This window comes from Stenotrophomonas veracruzanensis, assembly GCF_032911525.1.
GTDB lineage: Bacteria > Pseudomonadota > Gammaproteobacteria > Xanthomonadales > Xanthomonadaceae > Stenotrophomonas > Stenotrophomonas africana.
Genome location: NZ_JAWJTI010000056.1, coordinates 1 through 16,372, shown reverse-complemented (window position 1 = coordinate 16,372; position 16,372 = coordinate 1). Strand labels below are relative to the sequence as shown.

Here is a 16,372-nt window from a genome sequence, read left to right as displayed (position 1 = left end):
CCGCGAAGGTGGCCGTACCGTCGGCGCCGGCGTGGTCTCGAAGATCATCGAGTAAGCCTGCAGTACCGGTGGTTGCATAGCGCCGCCGGTTACGCGAATGGCGGGCCGGGAACCTCGGTCCGCCTTCGCCGTCTAAGGGAAGGCAAGTTTTCAACGTACGCCAGTAGCTCAATTGGCAGAGCAGCGGTCTCCAAAACCGCAGGTTGGGGGTTCGAGTCCCTCCTGGCGTGCCATCTGCCCACCTTATCCAGCGGCCTGGGCCGCTAAAGCAGACACAGCCTGATGAATAGCAAGATCGAACACTCCAAGGACAACTCCGCCAACGGTGGAGATATCGTCAAGTATGTCGCCGCATCGCTGCTGGTGCTGGCCGGTCTGTTCGTCTGGTTCTGGTTCTCCGCCGACTCTGGTCGCGCCGCCCAGCTGGGCGCGTGGGCAGGTCAGCTGCGTGCGTTGGCGGTCGTGGTCGGTCTGGTTGGCGGTATCGGCGTGTTCATGCTGACCGGCAAGGGGCGCGACACCCGCGAATTCCTCTCCGAGTCGCGCTTTGAACTGCGCAAGGTGGTCTGGCCGACGCGCCAGGAAGCCATCCGCATGACGTGGGTCGTGATCGTCGTGGTGCTCATCCTCAGCCTGTTGCTGGGTGGCTTCGACTTCCTGATCCAGAAACTGACTCAGTGGTTCCTGAGCCGCTAAGGAGAATTGCATGAAGCGTTGGTACGTCGTTCACGCCTATTCGGGCTTCGAGAAGTCGGTGGCGCAGGCTCTGCGCGATCGCATCGTCCGTGACGGCATGGAAGAGCGCTTCGGCGACGTCCTGGTCCCGACCGAGGAAGTGGTCGAGATGCGCGCTGGCCAGAAGCGCCGCTCCGAGCGCAAGTTCTTCCCGGGTTACGTGCTGGTCCAGATCGAGACCCATGAAGAGGCCGGCATTCCGCGCATCGACAACGAAAGCTGGCACCTGGTCAAGGAAACCCCGCGCGTGATGGGCTTCATCGGCGGTACCGCCGATCGTCCGCTGCCGATCGCCGATTCCGAGGCCGAAGCCATCCTGAACCGCGTTCAGGAAGGTGTCGAGAAGCCGCGCCCGAAGGTGCTGTTCGAACCGGGCCAGATGGTCCGTGTCACCGATGGCCCGTTCAACGATTTCAATGGTGTCGTTGAAGAAGTCAACTACGAGAAGAGCCGTCTGCGCGTCTCGGTGCTGATCTTCGGTCGCGCTACTCCGGTCGAGCTTGAGTTCGGCCAGGTCGAAAAGGCCGTCTGACCTGTCTTGTAGAGTCGAGCTTGCTCGACTTTGCTGATCAGTCGAGCAAGCTCGATTCTACGGAACCAGAAACCGGGCCTTGCCCGGTTTCCTTCGTTTATGTGCCGCTTCAGGCATGTGAAGAAAAAACCTGATATAGTGCGCGGCTCCCCGCTGGGAAGCCAGCAGGACGAGGCCGCCGCAAGGTGGCCTTCAGCATGATTTCAAAACGCGATGCCGGGACGCGTGATTCCCGGTCCGATGGGGAGCCTGTTGTCGAAAGGCGCTAGCACCCGGAGAGCACTCACATGGCAAAGAAAGTTGTCGGTTACATCAAGCTGCAGGTGAAGGCCGGTCAGGCCAACCCCTCGCCGCCGGTCGGTCCTGCGCTGGGTCAGCGCGGTCTGAACATCATGGAATTCTGCAAGGCGTTCAATGCTGCCACGCAGAAGCTCGAGCCGGGTCTGCCGGTTCCGGTGATCATCACGGCCTACTCGGACCGTACGTTCACCTTCATCACCAAGAGCACCCCGGCCACCACCCTGCTGAAGAAGGCCGCTGGCATCTCGTCGGGCTCCAAGCGCCCGAACACCGAGAAGGTCGGCAAGGTCACCCGTAAGCAGCTGGAAGAAATCGCCAAGGCGAAGGAACCGGATCTGACTGCCGCCGATCTGGACGCCGCCGTGCGTACCATCGCTGGCTCTGCCCGTTCCATGGGCCTCGTGGTGGAGGGTTAATAAGATGGCACAGACCAAGCGTGAGAAGGCCATCAAGGCCGCCGTCGTTCCGGGCAAGGCATACGCCTTCGAGGACGCGATCAACATCCTGAAGAGCGCCACCAAGGCCAAGTTCGTCGAGTCGATCGACGTCGCTGTGCGCCTGGGCGTCGATGCGAAGAAGTCCGACCAGCAGGTCCGTGGCTCCACCGTGCTGCCGGCCGGTACCGGCAAGTCGGTCCGCGTCGCCGTGTTCGCTCCGGCCGGTGCCAAGGCTGACGAAGCCCTGGCCGCTGGCGCCGAAGCCGTCGGTATGGATGATCTGGCCGAGAAGATGCAGGCCGGCGATCTGAACTACGACGTCGTCATCGCGACCCCGGATGCCATGCGCGTCGTCGGTAAGCTGGGCACCGTGCTGGGCCCGCGCGGCCTGATGCCGAACCCGAAGGTCGGCACCGTTTCCCCGAACCCGGGTGAAGCCGTGAAGAACGCCAAGTCGGGTCAGGTCCGTTACCGCACCGACAAGGCCGGCATCATCCACTGCACCATCGGCAAGGCCGACTTCGCCGAAGACGCGCTGAAGTCGAACCTGACCGCGCTGCTGCTGGACCTGATCAAGGCCAAGCCGGCCACCTCGAAGGGCACCTACCTGCAGAAGGTTTCGGTCAGCTCGACGATGGGCCCGGGCGTCACCGTCGACCAGTCGTCGCTGACCCTGAAGTAATTGTTTCAAGCGGTCACGGTACCTTCGGTGCCGTGACCGTGACATTTGAAGGCATCGCTGGCAGTGCATCGCCCGCGGTAGCCGTCAAAGACCGCAGGCGCGGTCGTGGCAATACCGGCGACGGGCAGGGAGGCTCGATCTGGCAAGGAGTCGCCGCCGGAGCAGTCATGAGCGCTTAATCGATTCCCCGGAATCACCCTGCGTAGATGGTGCCCTTCTGGAGTTTTTCTGGTTCACGCACGTCTGGGTTTCCCAGGTTGGCCCACTCCAGGTCTAGAACGGCCCACCCCCGGAACATCATCCCGATGTTCCCGGCGTCCAGGACGGATGCTGCACAGGACCGCACACGGCAGGAGCCGTAAGCGGAGTTCAATAGGAGGAGTGCAATGGCTCTCAATCTGTCCCAGAAGCAAGAAGTAGTCGCCGAGCTGGCAGACGTCGCCGCCAAGGCCCACTCCTTGATCGCAGCCGAATACGCTGGCACCACGGTCGCCCAGATGACCGCGATGCGCAAGCAGGCTCGTGAAACCGGTGTTTTCTTGAAGGTTGTCAAGAACACCCTGGCTTCGCGCGCCGTTGAAGGCACCGAGTTCGCAGTCGCCCAGGACCAGATGGTTGGTCCGCTGCTGTACGCGTTCTCGCTCGAGGAGCCCGGCGCTGCCGGTCGCCTGATCAAGGAAGCCGCCAAGGGCAACGACAAGCTGAAGGCTAAGGTCGTCGCCATCGGTGGCGAAGTGTTCCCGGCAAGCCACGTCGAAGTGCTGGCCTCGCTGCCGACCCGCGACCAGGCCCTGGCCATGCTGGCCCGCGTCCTGACCGAGCCGGTCACGATGTTTGCCCGCGCCATCAAGGCCGTTGGCGAGAAGCAGGGTGGTGGCGATGTTGCCGCCGACGCTGCCGAGCCGGCCGCCGAGACCGCCTGAGTTTCGACTTACCGTGGTTCCTGACGGAACCTCAACCCAGAAAATCATCCAAAGGTATTAATCATGTCCCTTACCAACGAACAGATCGTCGACGCCATCGCCGAGAAGTCCCTGATGGAAGTGATGGAGCTGGTCAAGGCCATCGAAGAGAAGTTCGGCGTCTCCGCCGCTGCTCCGGTTGCCGTGGCTGCTGCCGCTGGCCCGGCCGCTGCTGTTGAAGAGCAGACCGAGTTCACCGTCACCCTGAAGTCGGCCGGCGACAAGAAGGTCGAAGTCATCAAGGCCGTCCGCGCCATCACCGGCCTGGGCCTGAAGGAAGCGAAGGACCTGGCCGAAGCCGGTGGCGTCCTGAAGGAAGGCGCTTCGAAGGACGACGCCGAGAAGATGAAGAAGGACCTGGAAGCTGCTGGCGCGACTGTCGAAGTCAAGTAAGCAGTTACCTTGCATCGTCACCGATTCGCGGCGATGCAGCCAAGGCTGGGGGCGTAAGCCCCCGGCCTTTGGTCGTTGTTGCGGTGTTGTAGAGTCGACTGTCAGTCGACTGTTTAAGCAGCAAAAAGCCCAACACGGGCTGCGGTCAGACCCCGCCGGCCAGCGCAGTGCGCGGCAGCAGGGGAGTGGTAGCAGACGAGTTGGCAGTTGGAAGTAGCGGGAGAAGGCGTGCTGGTGCCGGCAATACCAGCGACTTCCAACTGACAATTTCAAGTTCCCTTCGGATCGTGGGCGCACGATCCGCACAACAAGGTGGAAGACCTCATGACGTCCTATTCGTTCACCGAAAAAAAGCGTATCCGCAAGGATTTCGGCAAGCAGCGCTCGATTCTCGAAGTGCCGTTCCTGCTCGCCATCCAGGTGGATTCCTATCGTGAATTCCTGCAGGAAAACGTCGATCCGGCCAAGCGCACGGACCACGGCCTGCACGCTGCGCTGAAGTCGGTCTTCCCGATCGCCAGCTACAGCGGCAACGCTGCCCTGGAATACGTCGGCTACAAGCTGGGCGAACCGGTCTTCGACGAGCGTGAGTGCCGCCAGCGTGGCATGAGCTACGGCGCCCCGCTGCGCGTGACCGTGCGCCTGGTGATCTACGACCGTGAGTCGTCGACCAAGGCCATCAAGTACGTGAAGGAGCAGGAGGTCTATCTGGGCGAAATCCCGCTGATGACCGAGAACGGCACCTTCATCGTCAACGGCACCGAGCGCGTCATCGTCTCGCAGCTGCACCGCTCGCCGGGTGTGTTCTTCGACCACGACCGTGGCAAGACCCACAGCTCGGGCAAGCTGCTGTACAGCGCCCGCATCATTCCTTACCGCGGTTCCTGGCTGGACTTCGAGTTCGACCCGAAGGACGCGCTGTTCACCCGTATCGACCGCCGCCGCAAGCTGCCGGTGTCGATCCTGCTGCGCGCGCTTGGCTACAGCAACGAAGAGATGCTGGCCGAGTTCTTCGAGATCAACACCTTCCACATCAACCCGGATGAAGGCGTCCAGCTGGAGCTGGTGCCGGAGCGCCTGCGTGGCGAAACCCTGGGCTTCGACCTCGCCGACGGCGACAAGGTCATCGTGGAAGCCGGCAAGCGCATCACCGCGCGCCACATCAAGCAGCTGGAAGCCTCGGGCATCGCCGCCCTGGCCGTGCCGGACGACTACATCGTCGGCCGCATCCTGTCGCACGACGTGGTCGACGCCTCGACCGGCGAACTGCTGGCCCAGGCCAATGACGAGATCACCGACGAGCAGCTGCAGGCCTTCCGCAAGGCCGGTGTGGATGCCGTGGGCACCCTGTGGGTGAACGATCTGGATCGTGGCCCGTACCTGTCCAACACCCTGCGCATCGACCCGACCAAGACCCAGCTGGAAGCCCTGGTCGAGATCTACCGCATGATGCGTCCGGGCGAGCCGCCGACCAAGGATGCCGCGCAGAACCTGTTCCACAACCTGTTCTTCACCTTCGAGCGCTACGACCTGTCCGCGGTCGGCCGCATGAAGTTCAACCGTCGCGTGGGCCGCAAGGAAACCACCGGCGAAGCCGTGCTGTACGACCGCAAGTACTACGGTGAGCGCAACGACGAAGAGTCCAAGCGCCTGGTCGCCGCCCATGGCGACAGCTCCGACATCCTGGACGTGATCAAGGTCCTGACCGAGATCCGCAACGGTCGCGGCGTGGTCGACGATATCGACCACCTGGGCAACCGTCGCGTGCGTTCGGTCGGTGAAATGGCCGAGAACGTGTTCCGCGTGGGCCTGGTCCGCGTCGAGCGCGCGGTCAAGGAGCGCCTGTCGATGGCCGAGTCGGAAGGCCTGACCCCGCAGGAACTGATCAACGCCAAGCCGGTCGCCGCTGCCATCAAGGAGTTCTTCGGCTCCTCGCAGCTGTCGCAGTTCATGGACCAGAACAACCCGCTGTCGGAAGTGACCCACAAGCGTCGCGTCTCGGCCCTGGGCCCGGGCGGTCTGACCCGTGAGCGCGCCGGCTTCGAAGTGCGCGACGTGCACCCGACCCATTACGGCCGCGTCTGCACCATCGAAACCCCGGAAGGCCCGAACATCGGCCTGATCAACTCGCTGGCCGTGTACGCCCGCACCAACCAGTACGGTTTCCTTGAGACCCCGTACCGCAAGGTCGTGGACGGCAAGGTCTATGACGAAGTCGAGTTCCTGTCGGCGATCGAAGAAAACGAGTACGTCATTGCGCAGGCCAACGCCCTGACCAATGCCGACAGCGTGCTGACCGAGCAGTTCGTTCCGTGCCGCTTCCAGGGCGAATCGCTGCTGAAGCCGCCGGCGGAGGTCCACTTCATGGACGTCTCGCCGATGCAGACCGTGTCGATCGCGGCCGCACTGGTTCCGTTCCTGGAGCACGATGACGCGAACCGCGCACTGATGGGCGCCAACATGCAGCGTCAGGCCGTGCCGACCCTGCGTGCGCAGAAGCCGCTGGTGGGTACCGGTATCGAGCGCGCCGTGGCGCGTGACTCCGGTGTGACCGTGAACGCCCGTCGTGGTGGCGAGATCGTGCAGATCGACGCTGCCCGCATCGTGGTCAAGGTCAACGAGGAAGAGATCGTTGGCGCCACCGACGCAGGCGTGGACATCTACAACCTGGTCAAGTACACCCGTTCGAACCAGAACACCTGCATCAACCAGCGTCCGCTGGTCCAGGTGGGTGACGTCATCGCCCGCGGCGACGTGCTGGCCGACGGTCCGTCCACCGACATCGGCGAACTGGCCCTGGGCCAGAACATGCTGATCGCGTTCATGCCGTGGAACGGCTACAACTTCGAAGACTCCATCCTGCTCTCCGAGCGCGTGGTGGAAGAGGATCGTTACACCACGATCCACATCGAAGAGCTGACCTGCGTCGCGCGTGACACCAAGCTGGGGCCGGAGGAAATCTCCGCCGACATCCCGAACGTCTCCGAGCAGGCGCTGAACCGCCTGGACGAGAGCGGCGTGGTGTACATCGGTGCCGAAGTCCGCGCCGGCGACATCATGGTCGGCAAGGTCACCCCGAAGGGCGAAAGCCAGCTGACCCCGGAAGAGAAGCTGCTGCGCGCGATCTTCGGCGAGAAGGCTTCGGACGTTAAGGACAGCTCGCTGCGCGTTCCGCCGGGCATGGACGGCACCGTCATCGACGTGCAGGTCTTCACCCGCGACGGCATCGAGAAGGACAAGCGCGCCCGCCAGATCGAAGAGTCTGAAATCAAGCGCGTCAAGAAGGACTTCGACGACCAGTTCCGCATCCTGGAAGCCGCCATCTACATGCGTCTGCGTTCGCAGATCGTGGGCAAGGTGGTCAACGGTGGCGCTGGCCTGAAGAAGGGTGACGTGATCAGCGACGCCTTCCTGGACGGCCTGAAGAAGGCTGACTGGTTCGCCCTGCGCATGAAGGACGAAGACGCTTCGGAAGCCATCGAGCGCGCGCAGAAGCAGATCCAGGCGCACGAGAAGGAATTCGAGCGTCGCTTCGCCGACAAGCGCGGCAAGATCACCGCCGGTGACGACCTCGCCCCGGGCGTGCTGAAGATGGTCAAGGTGTTCCTGGCCGTGAAGCGCCGCATCCAGCCGGGCGACAAGATGGCAGGCCGCCACGGCAACAAGGGTGTGGTCTCCAACGTGGTGCCGGTCGAGGACATGCCGTACATGGCCTCGGGCGAAACCGTGGACATCGTGCTGAATCCGCTGGGCGTGCCGTCGCGTATGAACATCGGCCAGATCCTGGAAGTGCATCTGGGCTGGGCCGCCAAGGGCCTGGGCCGCAAGATCCAGGCGATGATGGAAGCCCAGGCGGCGGTTGCCGACCTGCGCAAGTTCCTGGACGACATCTACAACCACGACGACACCAACGTGGCCAACCGTGTCGACCTGTCGCAGTTCAGCGACGAGGAACTGCTGCGTCTGGCCCGTAACCTCACCGACGGCGTGCCGATGGCCACCCCGGTGTTCGACGGCGCCACCGAAGCGGAAATCAAGCGCATGCTGGAACTGGCCGACCTGCCGAGCAGTGGCCAGACCCAGCTGTACGACGGCCGCACCGGTGAAGCGTTCGATCGCCACACCACCGTGGGTTACATGCACTACCTGAAGCTGAACCACCTGGTCGACGACAAGATGCACGCCCGTTCGACCGGTCCGTACTCGCTCGTCACCCAGCAGCCGCTGGGCGGCAAGGCGCAGTTCGGCGGCCAGCGCTTCGGTGAAATGGAAGTCTGGGCGCTGGAAGCCTACGGCGCGGCCTACACCCTGCAGGAAATGCTGACGGTGAAGTCCGATGACGTGCAGGGCCGCAACCAGATGTACAAGAACATCGTCGACGGTGAGCACGAGATGGTCGCGGGCATGCCGGAATCCTTCAACGTGCTCGTGAAGGAAATCCGCTCGCTGGCCATCAACATGGAACTGGAAGACAACTGATCCATGCCGGCGCGGCGGTCCGCCGCCGCGCCGCTGGCAGTCAACTGAAAGCCCATCGACACAGCATTCCTCCTTCTGGAGAACACCATGAAAGACCTGCTCAACCTCTTCAACCAGCAGCGCCAGACGCTGGACTTCGACGCGATCAAGATCGCGCTGGCCTCGCCGGACCTGATCCGTTCGTGGTCCTTCGGCGAAGTGAAGAAGCCGGAAACCATCAACTACCGTACCTTCAAGCCGGAACGCGACGGCCTGTTCTGCGCCGCCATCTTCGGCCCGGTGAAGGACTACGAGTGCCTGTGCGGCAAGTACAAGCGCATGAAGCACCGCGGCGTGGTCTGCGAAAAGTGCGGCACCGAAGTGACCCTGGCCAAGGTGCGTCGCGAGCGCATGGGCCACATCGACCTGGCCTCGCCGGTCGCGCACATCTGGTTCCTGAAGTCGCTGCCGTCGCGCATCGGCCTGATGCTGGACATGACCCTGCGCGACATCGAGCGCGTGCTGTACTTCGAAGCCTACGTGGTGACCGAGCCGGGCCTGACCGCCCTGGAGCGCCGCCAGCTGCTGACCGAAGAACAGTACCTGCAGGCCCGCCAGGAGCACGGTGACGACTTCGACGCCGCGATGGGCGCCGAGGCCGTGTACGAACTGCTGCGCACGATCGACCTGCAGTCGGAAATGACCCGCCTGCGCGAGGAAATCGCTGCTACCGGTTCGGAAACCAAGCTCAAGCGCCTCACCAAGCGCATCAAGCTGATCGAAGCCTTCCTGGAATCGGGCAACCGTCCGGAATGGATGGTCATGACCGTGCTGCCGGTGCTGCCGCCGGACCTGCGTCCGCTGGTTCCGCTGGACGGCGGCCGTTTCGCGACCTCCGACCTGAACGACCTGTACCGCCGCGTCATCAACCGCAACAACCGCCTGCGCCGCCTGCTCGAACTGAGCGCGCCGGACATCATCGTGCGCAATGAAAAGCGCATGCTGCAGGAATCGGTCGATGCGCTGCTGGACAACGGCCGTCGTGGCCGTGCCATCACCGGCACCAACAAGCGCCCGCTGAAGTCGCTGGCCGACATGATCAAGGGCAAGCAGGGTCGCTTCCGCCAGAACCTGCTCGGCAAGCGCGTCGACTACTCGGGCCGTTCGGTCATCGTGGTCGGTCCGTACCTGCGCCTGCACCAGTGCGGCCTGCCGAAGAAGATGGCGCTCGAGCTGTTCAAGCCGTTCGTCTTCGCCAAGCTGCAGCGTCGTGGCCTGGCCACCACCATCAAGGCCGCCAAGAAGCTGGTCGAGCGCGAAGAAGCTGAAGTCTGGGACATCCTGGAAGAGGTCATCCGCGAGCATCCGGTGATGCTGAACCGTGCGCCGACCCTGCACCGTCTGGGTATCCAGGCGTTCGAGCCGGTGCTGATCGAAGGCAAGGCCATCCAGCTGCACCCGCTGGTCTGCACCGCGTTCAACGCCGACTTCGACGGTGACCAGATGGCCGTCCACGTGCCGCTCTCGCTGGAAGCCCAGCTGGAAGCGCGTGCGCTGATGATGTCGACCAACAACATCCTGTCGCCGGCCAACGGCGAGCCGATCATCGTGCCGTCGCAGGACGTCGTGCTGGGTCTGTACTACATGACCCGCTCGCTGGAAAACAAGAAGGGCGAGGGCATGGCCTTCGCCAACATCGCCGAAGTGAAGCGTGCCTACGACAACCGCGTGGTGGAACTGCACGCGCGCGTCAAGGTCCGCATCACCGAAGTGGTGACCGACGAAGACGGCAACAAGCAGCCGAAGACCTCGATCGTGGACACCACGATCGGTCGCGCCCTGCTGGCTGAAATCCTGCCGGAAGGCCTGCCGTTCGCGCTGGCCAACACCGAGCTGACCAAGAAGAACATCAGCCGCCTGATCAACTCCAGCTACCGCCAGCTGGGTCTGAAGGACACGGTCGTGTTCGCCGACAAGCTGATGTACACCGGCTTCGCCTACGCGACCCGTGCCGGCGTCTCCATCGGCATCGATGACATGCTGATCCCGGACGAGAAGAAGGGCATCCTCACCGAGGCCGAAGCCGAAGTGCTGGAAATCCAGGAGCAGTACCAGTCGGGTCTGGTCACCGCCGGCGAGCGCTACAACAAGGTGGTCGACATCTGGTCGCGCACCAACGAGCGCATCGCCAAGGCGATGATGGACACCATCGGTACCGAGAAGGTCGTCAATGCCAAGGGTGAGACCATCGACCAGAAGTCGATGAACTCGCTGTACATCATGGCTGACTCCGGTGCGCGTGGTTCGCAGGCGCAGATCCGTCAGCTGGCCGGCATGCGTGGCCTGATGGCGCGTCCGGACGGCTCGATCATCGAGACGCCCATCAAGGCGAACTTCCGCGAAGGCCTGAACGTGCAGGAGTACTTCAACTCCACCCACGGTGCCCGTAAGGGTCTGGCCGATACCGCGCTGAAGACCGCGAACTCGGGTTACCTGACCCGTCGTCTGGTCGACGTCGCGCAGGACGTGGTGATCACCGAGGTGGATTGCGGTACCACCGAAGGCCTGATCATGACCCCGATCGTGGAAGGCGGCGACGTGGTCGAGCCGCTGAAGGACCGCGTGCTGGGTCGCGTGGTTGCCGAGGACGTGTTCCTGCCGGGCAACGACGAAGATCCGATCGTTACCCGCAACACCCTGCTGGACGAAGCCTGGGTCGCCAAGCTGGAAGACGCCGGTGTGCAGAGCATCAAGGTGCGTTCGACGATCTCGTGCGAATCGGCCTTCGGTGTCTGCGGTCGCTGCTACGGCCGCGATCTGGCCCGTGGTCACCTGGTCAACATCGGTGAAGCGGTCGGCGTCATCGCCGCCCAGTCCATCGGTGAGCCGGGTACCCAGCTGACCATGCGTACGTTCCACATCGGTGGTGCGGCGTCGCGAGCTGCTGCGGTCGACAACATCACCGTCAAGACCACCGGCTCGGTCAAGTTCAGCAACCTCAAGTCCGTCGAGCACGCCAACGGCTCGCTGGTGGCAGTGTCGCGCTCGGGCGAAATCTCGGTGCTCGATGCCCACGGCCGTGAACGTGAGCGCTACAAGCTGCCGTACGGTGCGACCATCACGTCCAAGGACGGTGATGCGATCAAGGCGGGCCAGACCGTGGCCAACTGGGATCCGCATAACCACCCGATCGTGTCGGAAGTGGCCGGCTTCATCCGCTTCATCGACTTCGTCGACGGCATCACCGTCATCGAGAAGACCGACGAGCTGACCGGCCTGGCGTCGCGCGAAATCACCGACCCGAAGCGTCGTGGTACCCAGGCCAAGGACCTGCGCCCGATCGTGCGCATCGTCGACGCCAAGGGCAACGACCTGTCGATCCCGGGCACCGATCTGCCGGCGCAGTACCTGCTGCCGCCGCGCTCGATCGTCAACCTGCAGGACGGCGCTGCCGTCGGCGTGGGTGACGTGGTCGCCAAGATCCCGCAGGAAGCGTCGAAGACCCGCGACATCACCGGTGGTCTGCCGCGCGTGGCCGATCTGTTCGAAGCACGCAAGCCGAAGGATCCGGCGGTGCTGGCCGAGCGTTCGGGCATCATCAGCTTCGGCAAGGACACCAAGGGCAAGCAGCGCCTGATCATCAAGGACACCGATGGTTCGGAGCACGAAGAGCTGATCCCGAAGTACCGCCAGGTCATCGTGTTCGAAGGCGAGCATGTCACCAAGGGTGAAACCATCGTGGACGGCGAGCCGAGCCCGCAGGACATCCTGCGCCTGCTGGGTGTCGAACCGCTGGCCGCCTACCTGGTGAAGGAAATCCAGGACGTGTACCGCCTGCAGGGCGTGAAGATCAACGACAAGCACATCGAGGTGATCACCCGCCAGATGCTGCGCAAGGTCGAGATCACCGACCAGGGCAGCAGCAAGTTCCTGAACGGCGAACAGGTGGAGCGCCAGCGCGTTATCGAGGAGAATGCCCGCCTTGCAGCCCGCAACGAGCTGCCGGCGCACTTCGATCCGGTCCTGTTGGGTATCACCAAGGCCTCGCTGGCGACCGAATCGTTCATCTCGGCCGCGTCCTTCCAGGAAACCACCCGCGTGCTGACCGAAGCGGCCGTCCGCGGCACCTCGGACAACCTGCGTGGCCTGAAGGAAAACGTCATCGTGGGTCGCCTGATTCCGGCCGGTACCGGCCTGGCGTACCACAGCAACCGCCGTCGCGGCGCTTCCGGTCTCACCGAGTCGGAAATGCAGACCCTGGCCGGCACCCCGGCCGTGGTCGAGGCACCGGTGGTTGAAGCCGAAGCTGAACAGGCGTCGGGCGAAGAATGAGGTATCCGGTCCGGCCGCAAGGCCGGACCACCCCATCGGTCCATCGATGGGATTGGGAAAGGGCAGGGGAGATCGTCCGCGATCGACCCGGCCAACCTGAACGGGGTACATGGAGGCCCCCCAGTAACGTTCCGGGATCAGGAACGGGCTTGACAGGAGGCGTTTGACTGCTTTCCTGGCAGGTTGCTACAATCGTCTGTCTCAGCAGGCCAGAATTTTGGCCTGCTTTAACATTTCCGCATCTCTGGTCGGATTTTCCGGCCACCAATCAGAAGAACCTACTGATGGCGACGATCAACCAGCTGGTCCGCAAGCCGCGGCAAGCGACCACCTACAAGAGTGCCTCGCCGGCGCTCGACAAGTGCCCGCAGCGCCGTGGCGTCTGCACCCGTGTCTACACCACCACTCCGAAGAAGCCGAACTCGGCTCTGCGCAAGGTTGCCAAGGTCCGCCTGACCAACCAGGAAGAAGTGATTTCCTACATCGGTGGTGAAGGCCACAACCTGCAGGAGCACTCCGTGGTCCTGATCCGCGGCGGTCGCGTCAAGGACCTGCCGGGTGTGCGTTACCACACCGTTCGTGGCTCGCTCGACGCCGCCGGCGTTGCCAAGCGTCGCCAGGCCCGTTCCAAGTACGGCGCCAAGCGTCCGAAGGCATAAGGAGAGAGCACTATGTCGCGTAAGGGTAATACTCCGCAGCGTTCCGTCCTGCCCGATCCGAAGCACGGAAGCGAAACCATCGCCCGCTTCATCAACATGGTCATGCAGAGCGGCAAGAAGTCCGTCGCCGAAAAGATCGTGTACGGCGCCATGGACGTGATCACCGAGAAGAACAGCAGCGCCAACGCCATTGAACTGGTGCAGAAGGCTCTGGACAACGTCGCTCCGGCGGTCGAAGTCAAGTCGCGTCGCGTCGGTGGTGCCACCTACCAGGTGCCGGTCGAAGTGCGTTCGTCGCGCAAGATGGCTCTGGCCATGCGCTGGCTGATCGACTCCGCGCGCAAGCGTGGTGAGAACACCATGCCGAAGAAGCTGGCTGCTGAACTGATCGACGCCTCGGAAAACCGTGGCGGCGCCATCAAGAAGCGCGAAGAAACCCACCGCATGGCCGAAGCCAACAAGGCATTCGCCCACTACCGCTGGTGAGTTTGACGGCCTTGTAAAACAGGCAGGGCAGCACCACTTCGGTGCGTGCTGCCTCGCGGTCCCAGAAGGACTGCGCCAATCCGAAGGCCGCCGAAAGGCGGCATTCGGCCATCCGAAATCCAAGAAATCTGAGAGGCTCCCGTGGCCCGTTCCACTCCCATCGAGCGTTACCGTAACTTCGGCATCATGGCTCACATCGATGCCGGCAAGACCACCACGTCCGAGCGCATCCTGTTCTACACCGGCAAGAGCCACAAGATCGGTGAAGTGCACGACGGCGCCGCCACCATGGACTGGATGGAGCAGGAGCAGGAGCGTGGCATCACGATCCAGTCCGCTGCCACCACCGCGTTCTGGAAGGGCATGGACAAGTCCCTGCCGGAGCACCGCTTCAACATCATCGACACCCCCGGGCACGTCGACTTCACCATCGAAGTGGAGCGCTCGCTGCGCGTGCTCGACGGTGCCGTCTTCGTCCTGTGCGCCGTCGGTGGCGTGCAGCCGCAGTCGGAAACCGTGTGGCGCCAGGCCAACAAGTACCACGTGCCGCGCATCGCGTTCGTCAACAAGATGGACCGCACCGGTGCCAACTTCCAGAAGGTCGTCGGCCAGCTGAAGGCCAAGCTGGGCGCGGTTGCCGTGCCGATGCAGCTGCCGATCGGTGCTGAAGACAACTTCAAGGGCGTTGTCGACCTGCTGAAGATGAAGGCCATCCATTGGGATGAAGCTTCGCAGGGCATGAAGTTCGAATACGCTGAAATCCCGGCCGAACTGCAGGGCCCGGCTGAAGAGGCTCGCCAGTTCATGGTCGAGACCGCTGCCGAAGCCAGCGAAGAGCTGATGGAAAAGTACCTGGGCGGCGAAGAGCTGGCCGAGGCTGAAATCATCAACGCGCTGCGTACCCGCACCCTGGCCACCGAGATCGTGCCGATGTACTGCGGCTCGGCCTTCAAGAACAAGGGCGTGCAGGCCATGCTGGACGGCGTGATCCAGCTGCTGCCGTCGCCGGTCGACGTGCCGGACGTGAAGGGCGTGGACGTTGACGACGACACCGTCGAAATGACCCGCAAGTCGGACGACAAGGCTCCGTTCTCGTCGCTGGCCTTCAAGATCATCACCGACCCGTTCGTCGGCGCGCTGACCTTCTTCCGTGTCTACTCGGGCACCCTGAACGGTGGCGACACCGTGCTGAATTCGGTGAAGGGCAAGAAGGAGCGCATCGGCCGCATCCTGCAGATGCACTCGAACAACCGCGAGGAAATCAAGGAAGTTCTGGCCGGTGACATCGCCGCTGCCGTGGGCCTGAAGGACACCACCACCGGTGACACCCTGTGCGCCGTGGACGCCCCGATCATCCTGGAGCGCATGACGTTCCCGGAGCCGGTGATCTCGATGGCCGTCGAGCCGAAGACCAAGTCGGACCAGGAAAAGATGGGTCTGGCCCTGGGCCGTCTGGCGCAGGAAGATCCGTCGTTCCGCGTCAAGACCGACGAAGAATCCGGCCAGACCATCATCTCGGGCATGGGCGAGCTGCACCTGGACATCATCGTCGACCGCCTGAAGCGCGAGTTCAACGTTGAAGCCAACGTCGGCGCGCCGCAGGTGGCCTACCGCGAAACCATCACCCTGGCCGACGTCAAGTCGGACTACAAGCACGCCAAGCAGTCCGGTGGTAAGGGTCAGTACGGTCACGTCGTGATCGAACTGTCGCCGATCACCGCTGCCGACCGTGCCGATCCGAAGCTGGCTCCGGCCATCAAGGACGACTTCCTGTTCATCAACGACATCACCGGCGGCGTGATCCCGAAGGAATTCATTCCGTCGGTTGAAAAGGGCCTGCGCGAAACCATCACCAGCGGTCCGCTGGCTGGCTTCCCGGTCGTGGACGTCAAGGTGAAGCTGGTGTTCGGTTCGTACCACGACGTCGACTCCTCGGAAATGGCGTTCAAGCTGGCTTCGTCGATGGCCTTCAAGCAGGGCTTCGCCAAGGCCAAGCCGGTGCTGCTGGAGCCGATCATGAAGGTCGAGATCGTGACCCCGGAGGATTACCAGGGTGACGTGATGGGCGACGTCAGCCGTCGTCGCGGCGTGCTGCAGGGTTCCGACACCACCGGTGACGGCTCGGCCAGCATCATCAACGCGATGATCCCGCTGGGTGAAATGTTCGGCTACGCCACTGCGCTGCGTTCGCAGACCCAGGGCCGCGCCACCTTCACCATGGAATTCGATCACTACGAGCCGGCTCCGACCAACATCGCCGAAGCCGTCATGAAGAAGGGCTGAGCCTCGCTCAGCCTCTCTTGAAACCACTTACGAACAATCAAGGTATAGAACAATGGCAAAGGGTAAGTTCGAGCGCACCAAGCCGCACGTCAACGTCGGCACCATCGGTCACG

11 protein-coding genes and 1 tRNA gene are annotated in these 16,372 nt (G+C 63.2%); all 12 read left to right on the top strand.

Annotation, left to right across the window (positions count from 1 at the left end; all coding sequences use genetic code 11):
• The first annotated feature begins 157 nt into the window (after positions 1–157).
• Positions 158–233 (top strand) — tRNA-Trp (locus R1H25_RS19675).
• Positions 234–282: 49 nt separating this feature from the next.
• Positions 283–696: a preprotein translocase subunit SecE gene (gene secE, locus R1H25_RS19670; RefSeq protein ID WP_049445146.1), complete on the top strand. Its 414-nt coding sequence runs from the start codon at positions 283–285 to the stop codon at positions 694–696.
• A 10-nt stretch (positions 697–706) separates the two neighbouring features.
• Positions 707–1,267, top strand: a complete 561-nt coding sequence (gene nusG, locus R1H25_RS19665; protein WP_004154362.1) for a transcription termination/antitermination protein NusG — start codon at positions 707–709, stop codon at positions 1,265–1,267.
• A gap of 287 nt (positions 1,268–1,554) precedes the next feature.
• Positions 1,555–1,983: a 50S ribosomal protein L11 gene (gene rplK, locus R1H25_RS19660; RefSeq protein ID WP_004145248.1), complete on the top strand. Its 429-nt coding sequence runs from the start codon at positions 1,555–1,557 to the stop codon at positions 1,981–1,983.
• A gap of 4 nt (positions 1,984–1,987) precedes the next feature.
• Entirely contained in the window at positions 1,988–2,686 is a 699-nt protein-coding gene (rplA, locus tag R1H25_RS19655) for a 50S ribosomal protein L1 (protein WP_004154350.1), read from the top strand.
• Positions 2,687–3,072: 386 nt separating this feature from the next.
• Positions 3,073–3,609 carry a 50S ribosomal protein L10 gene (rplJ, locus tag R1H25_RS19650; RefSeq protein WP_010480377.1) on the top strand — a complete coding sequence of 179 codons (537 nt, stop codon included), beginning with the start codon at positions 3,073–3,075 and terminating at the stop codon, positions 3,607–3,609.
• 63 nt (positions 3,610–3,672) lie between these two features.
• Positions 3,673–4,041, top strand: coding sequence for a 50S ribosomal protein L7/L12 (gene rplL / locus R1H25_RS19645; RefSeq protein WP_010480374.1), 369 nt, complete (start codon positions 3,673–3,675; stop codon positions 4,039–4,041).
• 324 nt (positions 4,042–4,365) lie between these two features.
• Positions 4,366–8,520, top strand: coding sequence for a DNA-directed RNA polymerase subunit beta (gene rpoB, locus R1H25_RS19640; protein WP_049401089.1), 4,155 nt, complete (start codon positions 4,366–4,368; stop codon positions 8,518–8,520).
• An 87-nt stretch (positions 8,521–8,607) separates the two neighbouring features.
• A complete protein-coding gene (gene rpoC, locus R1H25_RS19635) occupies positions 8,608–12,831 on the top strand; it encodes a DNA-directed RNA polymerase subunit beta' (RefSeq protein WP_099589278.1) in 4,224 nt (1,407 codons plus the stop codon).
• 284 nt (positions 12,832–13,115) lie between these two features.
• Positions 13,116–13,490: a 30S ribosomal protein S12 gene (gene rpsL / locus R1H25_RS19630; protein ID WP_004145320.1), complete on the top strand. Its 375-nt coding sequence runs from the start codon at positions 13,116–13,118 to the stop codon at positions 13,488–13,490.
• A gap of 12 nt (positions 13,491–13,502) precedes the next feature.
• Entirely contained in the window at positions 13,503–13,976 is a 474-nt protein-coding gene (gene rpsG, locus R1H25_RS19625; protein WP_004145321.1) for a 30S ribosomal protein S7, read from the top strand.
• A gap of 141 nt (positions 13,977–14,117) precedes the next feature.
• Positions 14,118–16,259, top strand: a complete 2,142-nt coding sequence (gene fusA / locus R1H25_RS19620; protein ID WP_049445139.1) for an elongation factor G — start codon at positions 14,118–14,120, stop codon at positions 16,257–16,259.
• The last annotated feature ends 113 nt before the right edge of the window (positions 16,260–16,372 follow it).

Coding starts and splice junctions, on each gene's coding strand:
- rplL (WP_010480374.1), top strand. CDS start 3,673: ATGTCCCTTACCAACGAACAGATCGTCGACGCCATCGCCGAGAAGTCC.
- rpoC (WP_099589278.1), top strand. CDS start 8,608: ATGAAAGACCTGCTCAACCTCTTCAACCAGCAGCGCCAGACGCTGGAC.
- secE (WP_049445146.1), top strand. CDS start 283: ATGAATAGCAAGATCGAACACTCCAAGGACAACTCCGCCAACGGTGGA.
- rpsL (WP_004145320.1), top strand. CDS start 13,116: ATGGCGACGATCAACCAGCTGGTCCGCAAGCCGCGGCAAGCGACCACC.
- rplK (WP_004145248.1), top strand. CDS start 1,555: ATGGCAAAGAAAGTTGTCGGTTACATCAAGCTGCAGGTGAAGGCCGGT.
- rplJ (WP_010480377.1), top strand. CDS start 3,073: ATGGCTCTCAATCTGTCCCAGAAGCAAGAAGTAGTCGCCGAGCTGGCA.
- rplA (WP_004154350.1), top strand. CDS start 1,988: ATGGCACAGACCAAGCGTGAGAAGGCCATCAAGGCCGCCGTCGTTCCG.
- nusG (WP_004154362.1), top strand. CDS start 707: ATGAAGCGTTGGTACGTCGTTCACGCCTATTCGGGCTTCGAGAAGTCG.
- rpoB (WP_049401089.1), top strand. CDS start 4,366: ATGACGTCCTATTCGTTCACCGAAAAAAAGCGTATCCGCAAGGATTTC.
- rpsG (WP_004145321.1), top strand. CDS start 13,503: ATGTCGCGTAAGGGTAATACTCCGCAGCGTTCCGTCCTGCCCGATCCG.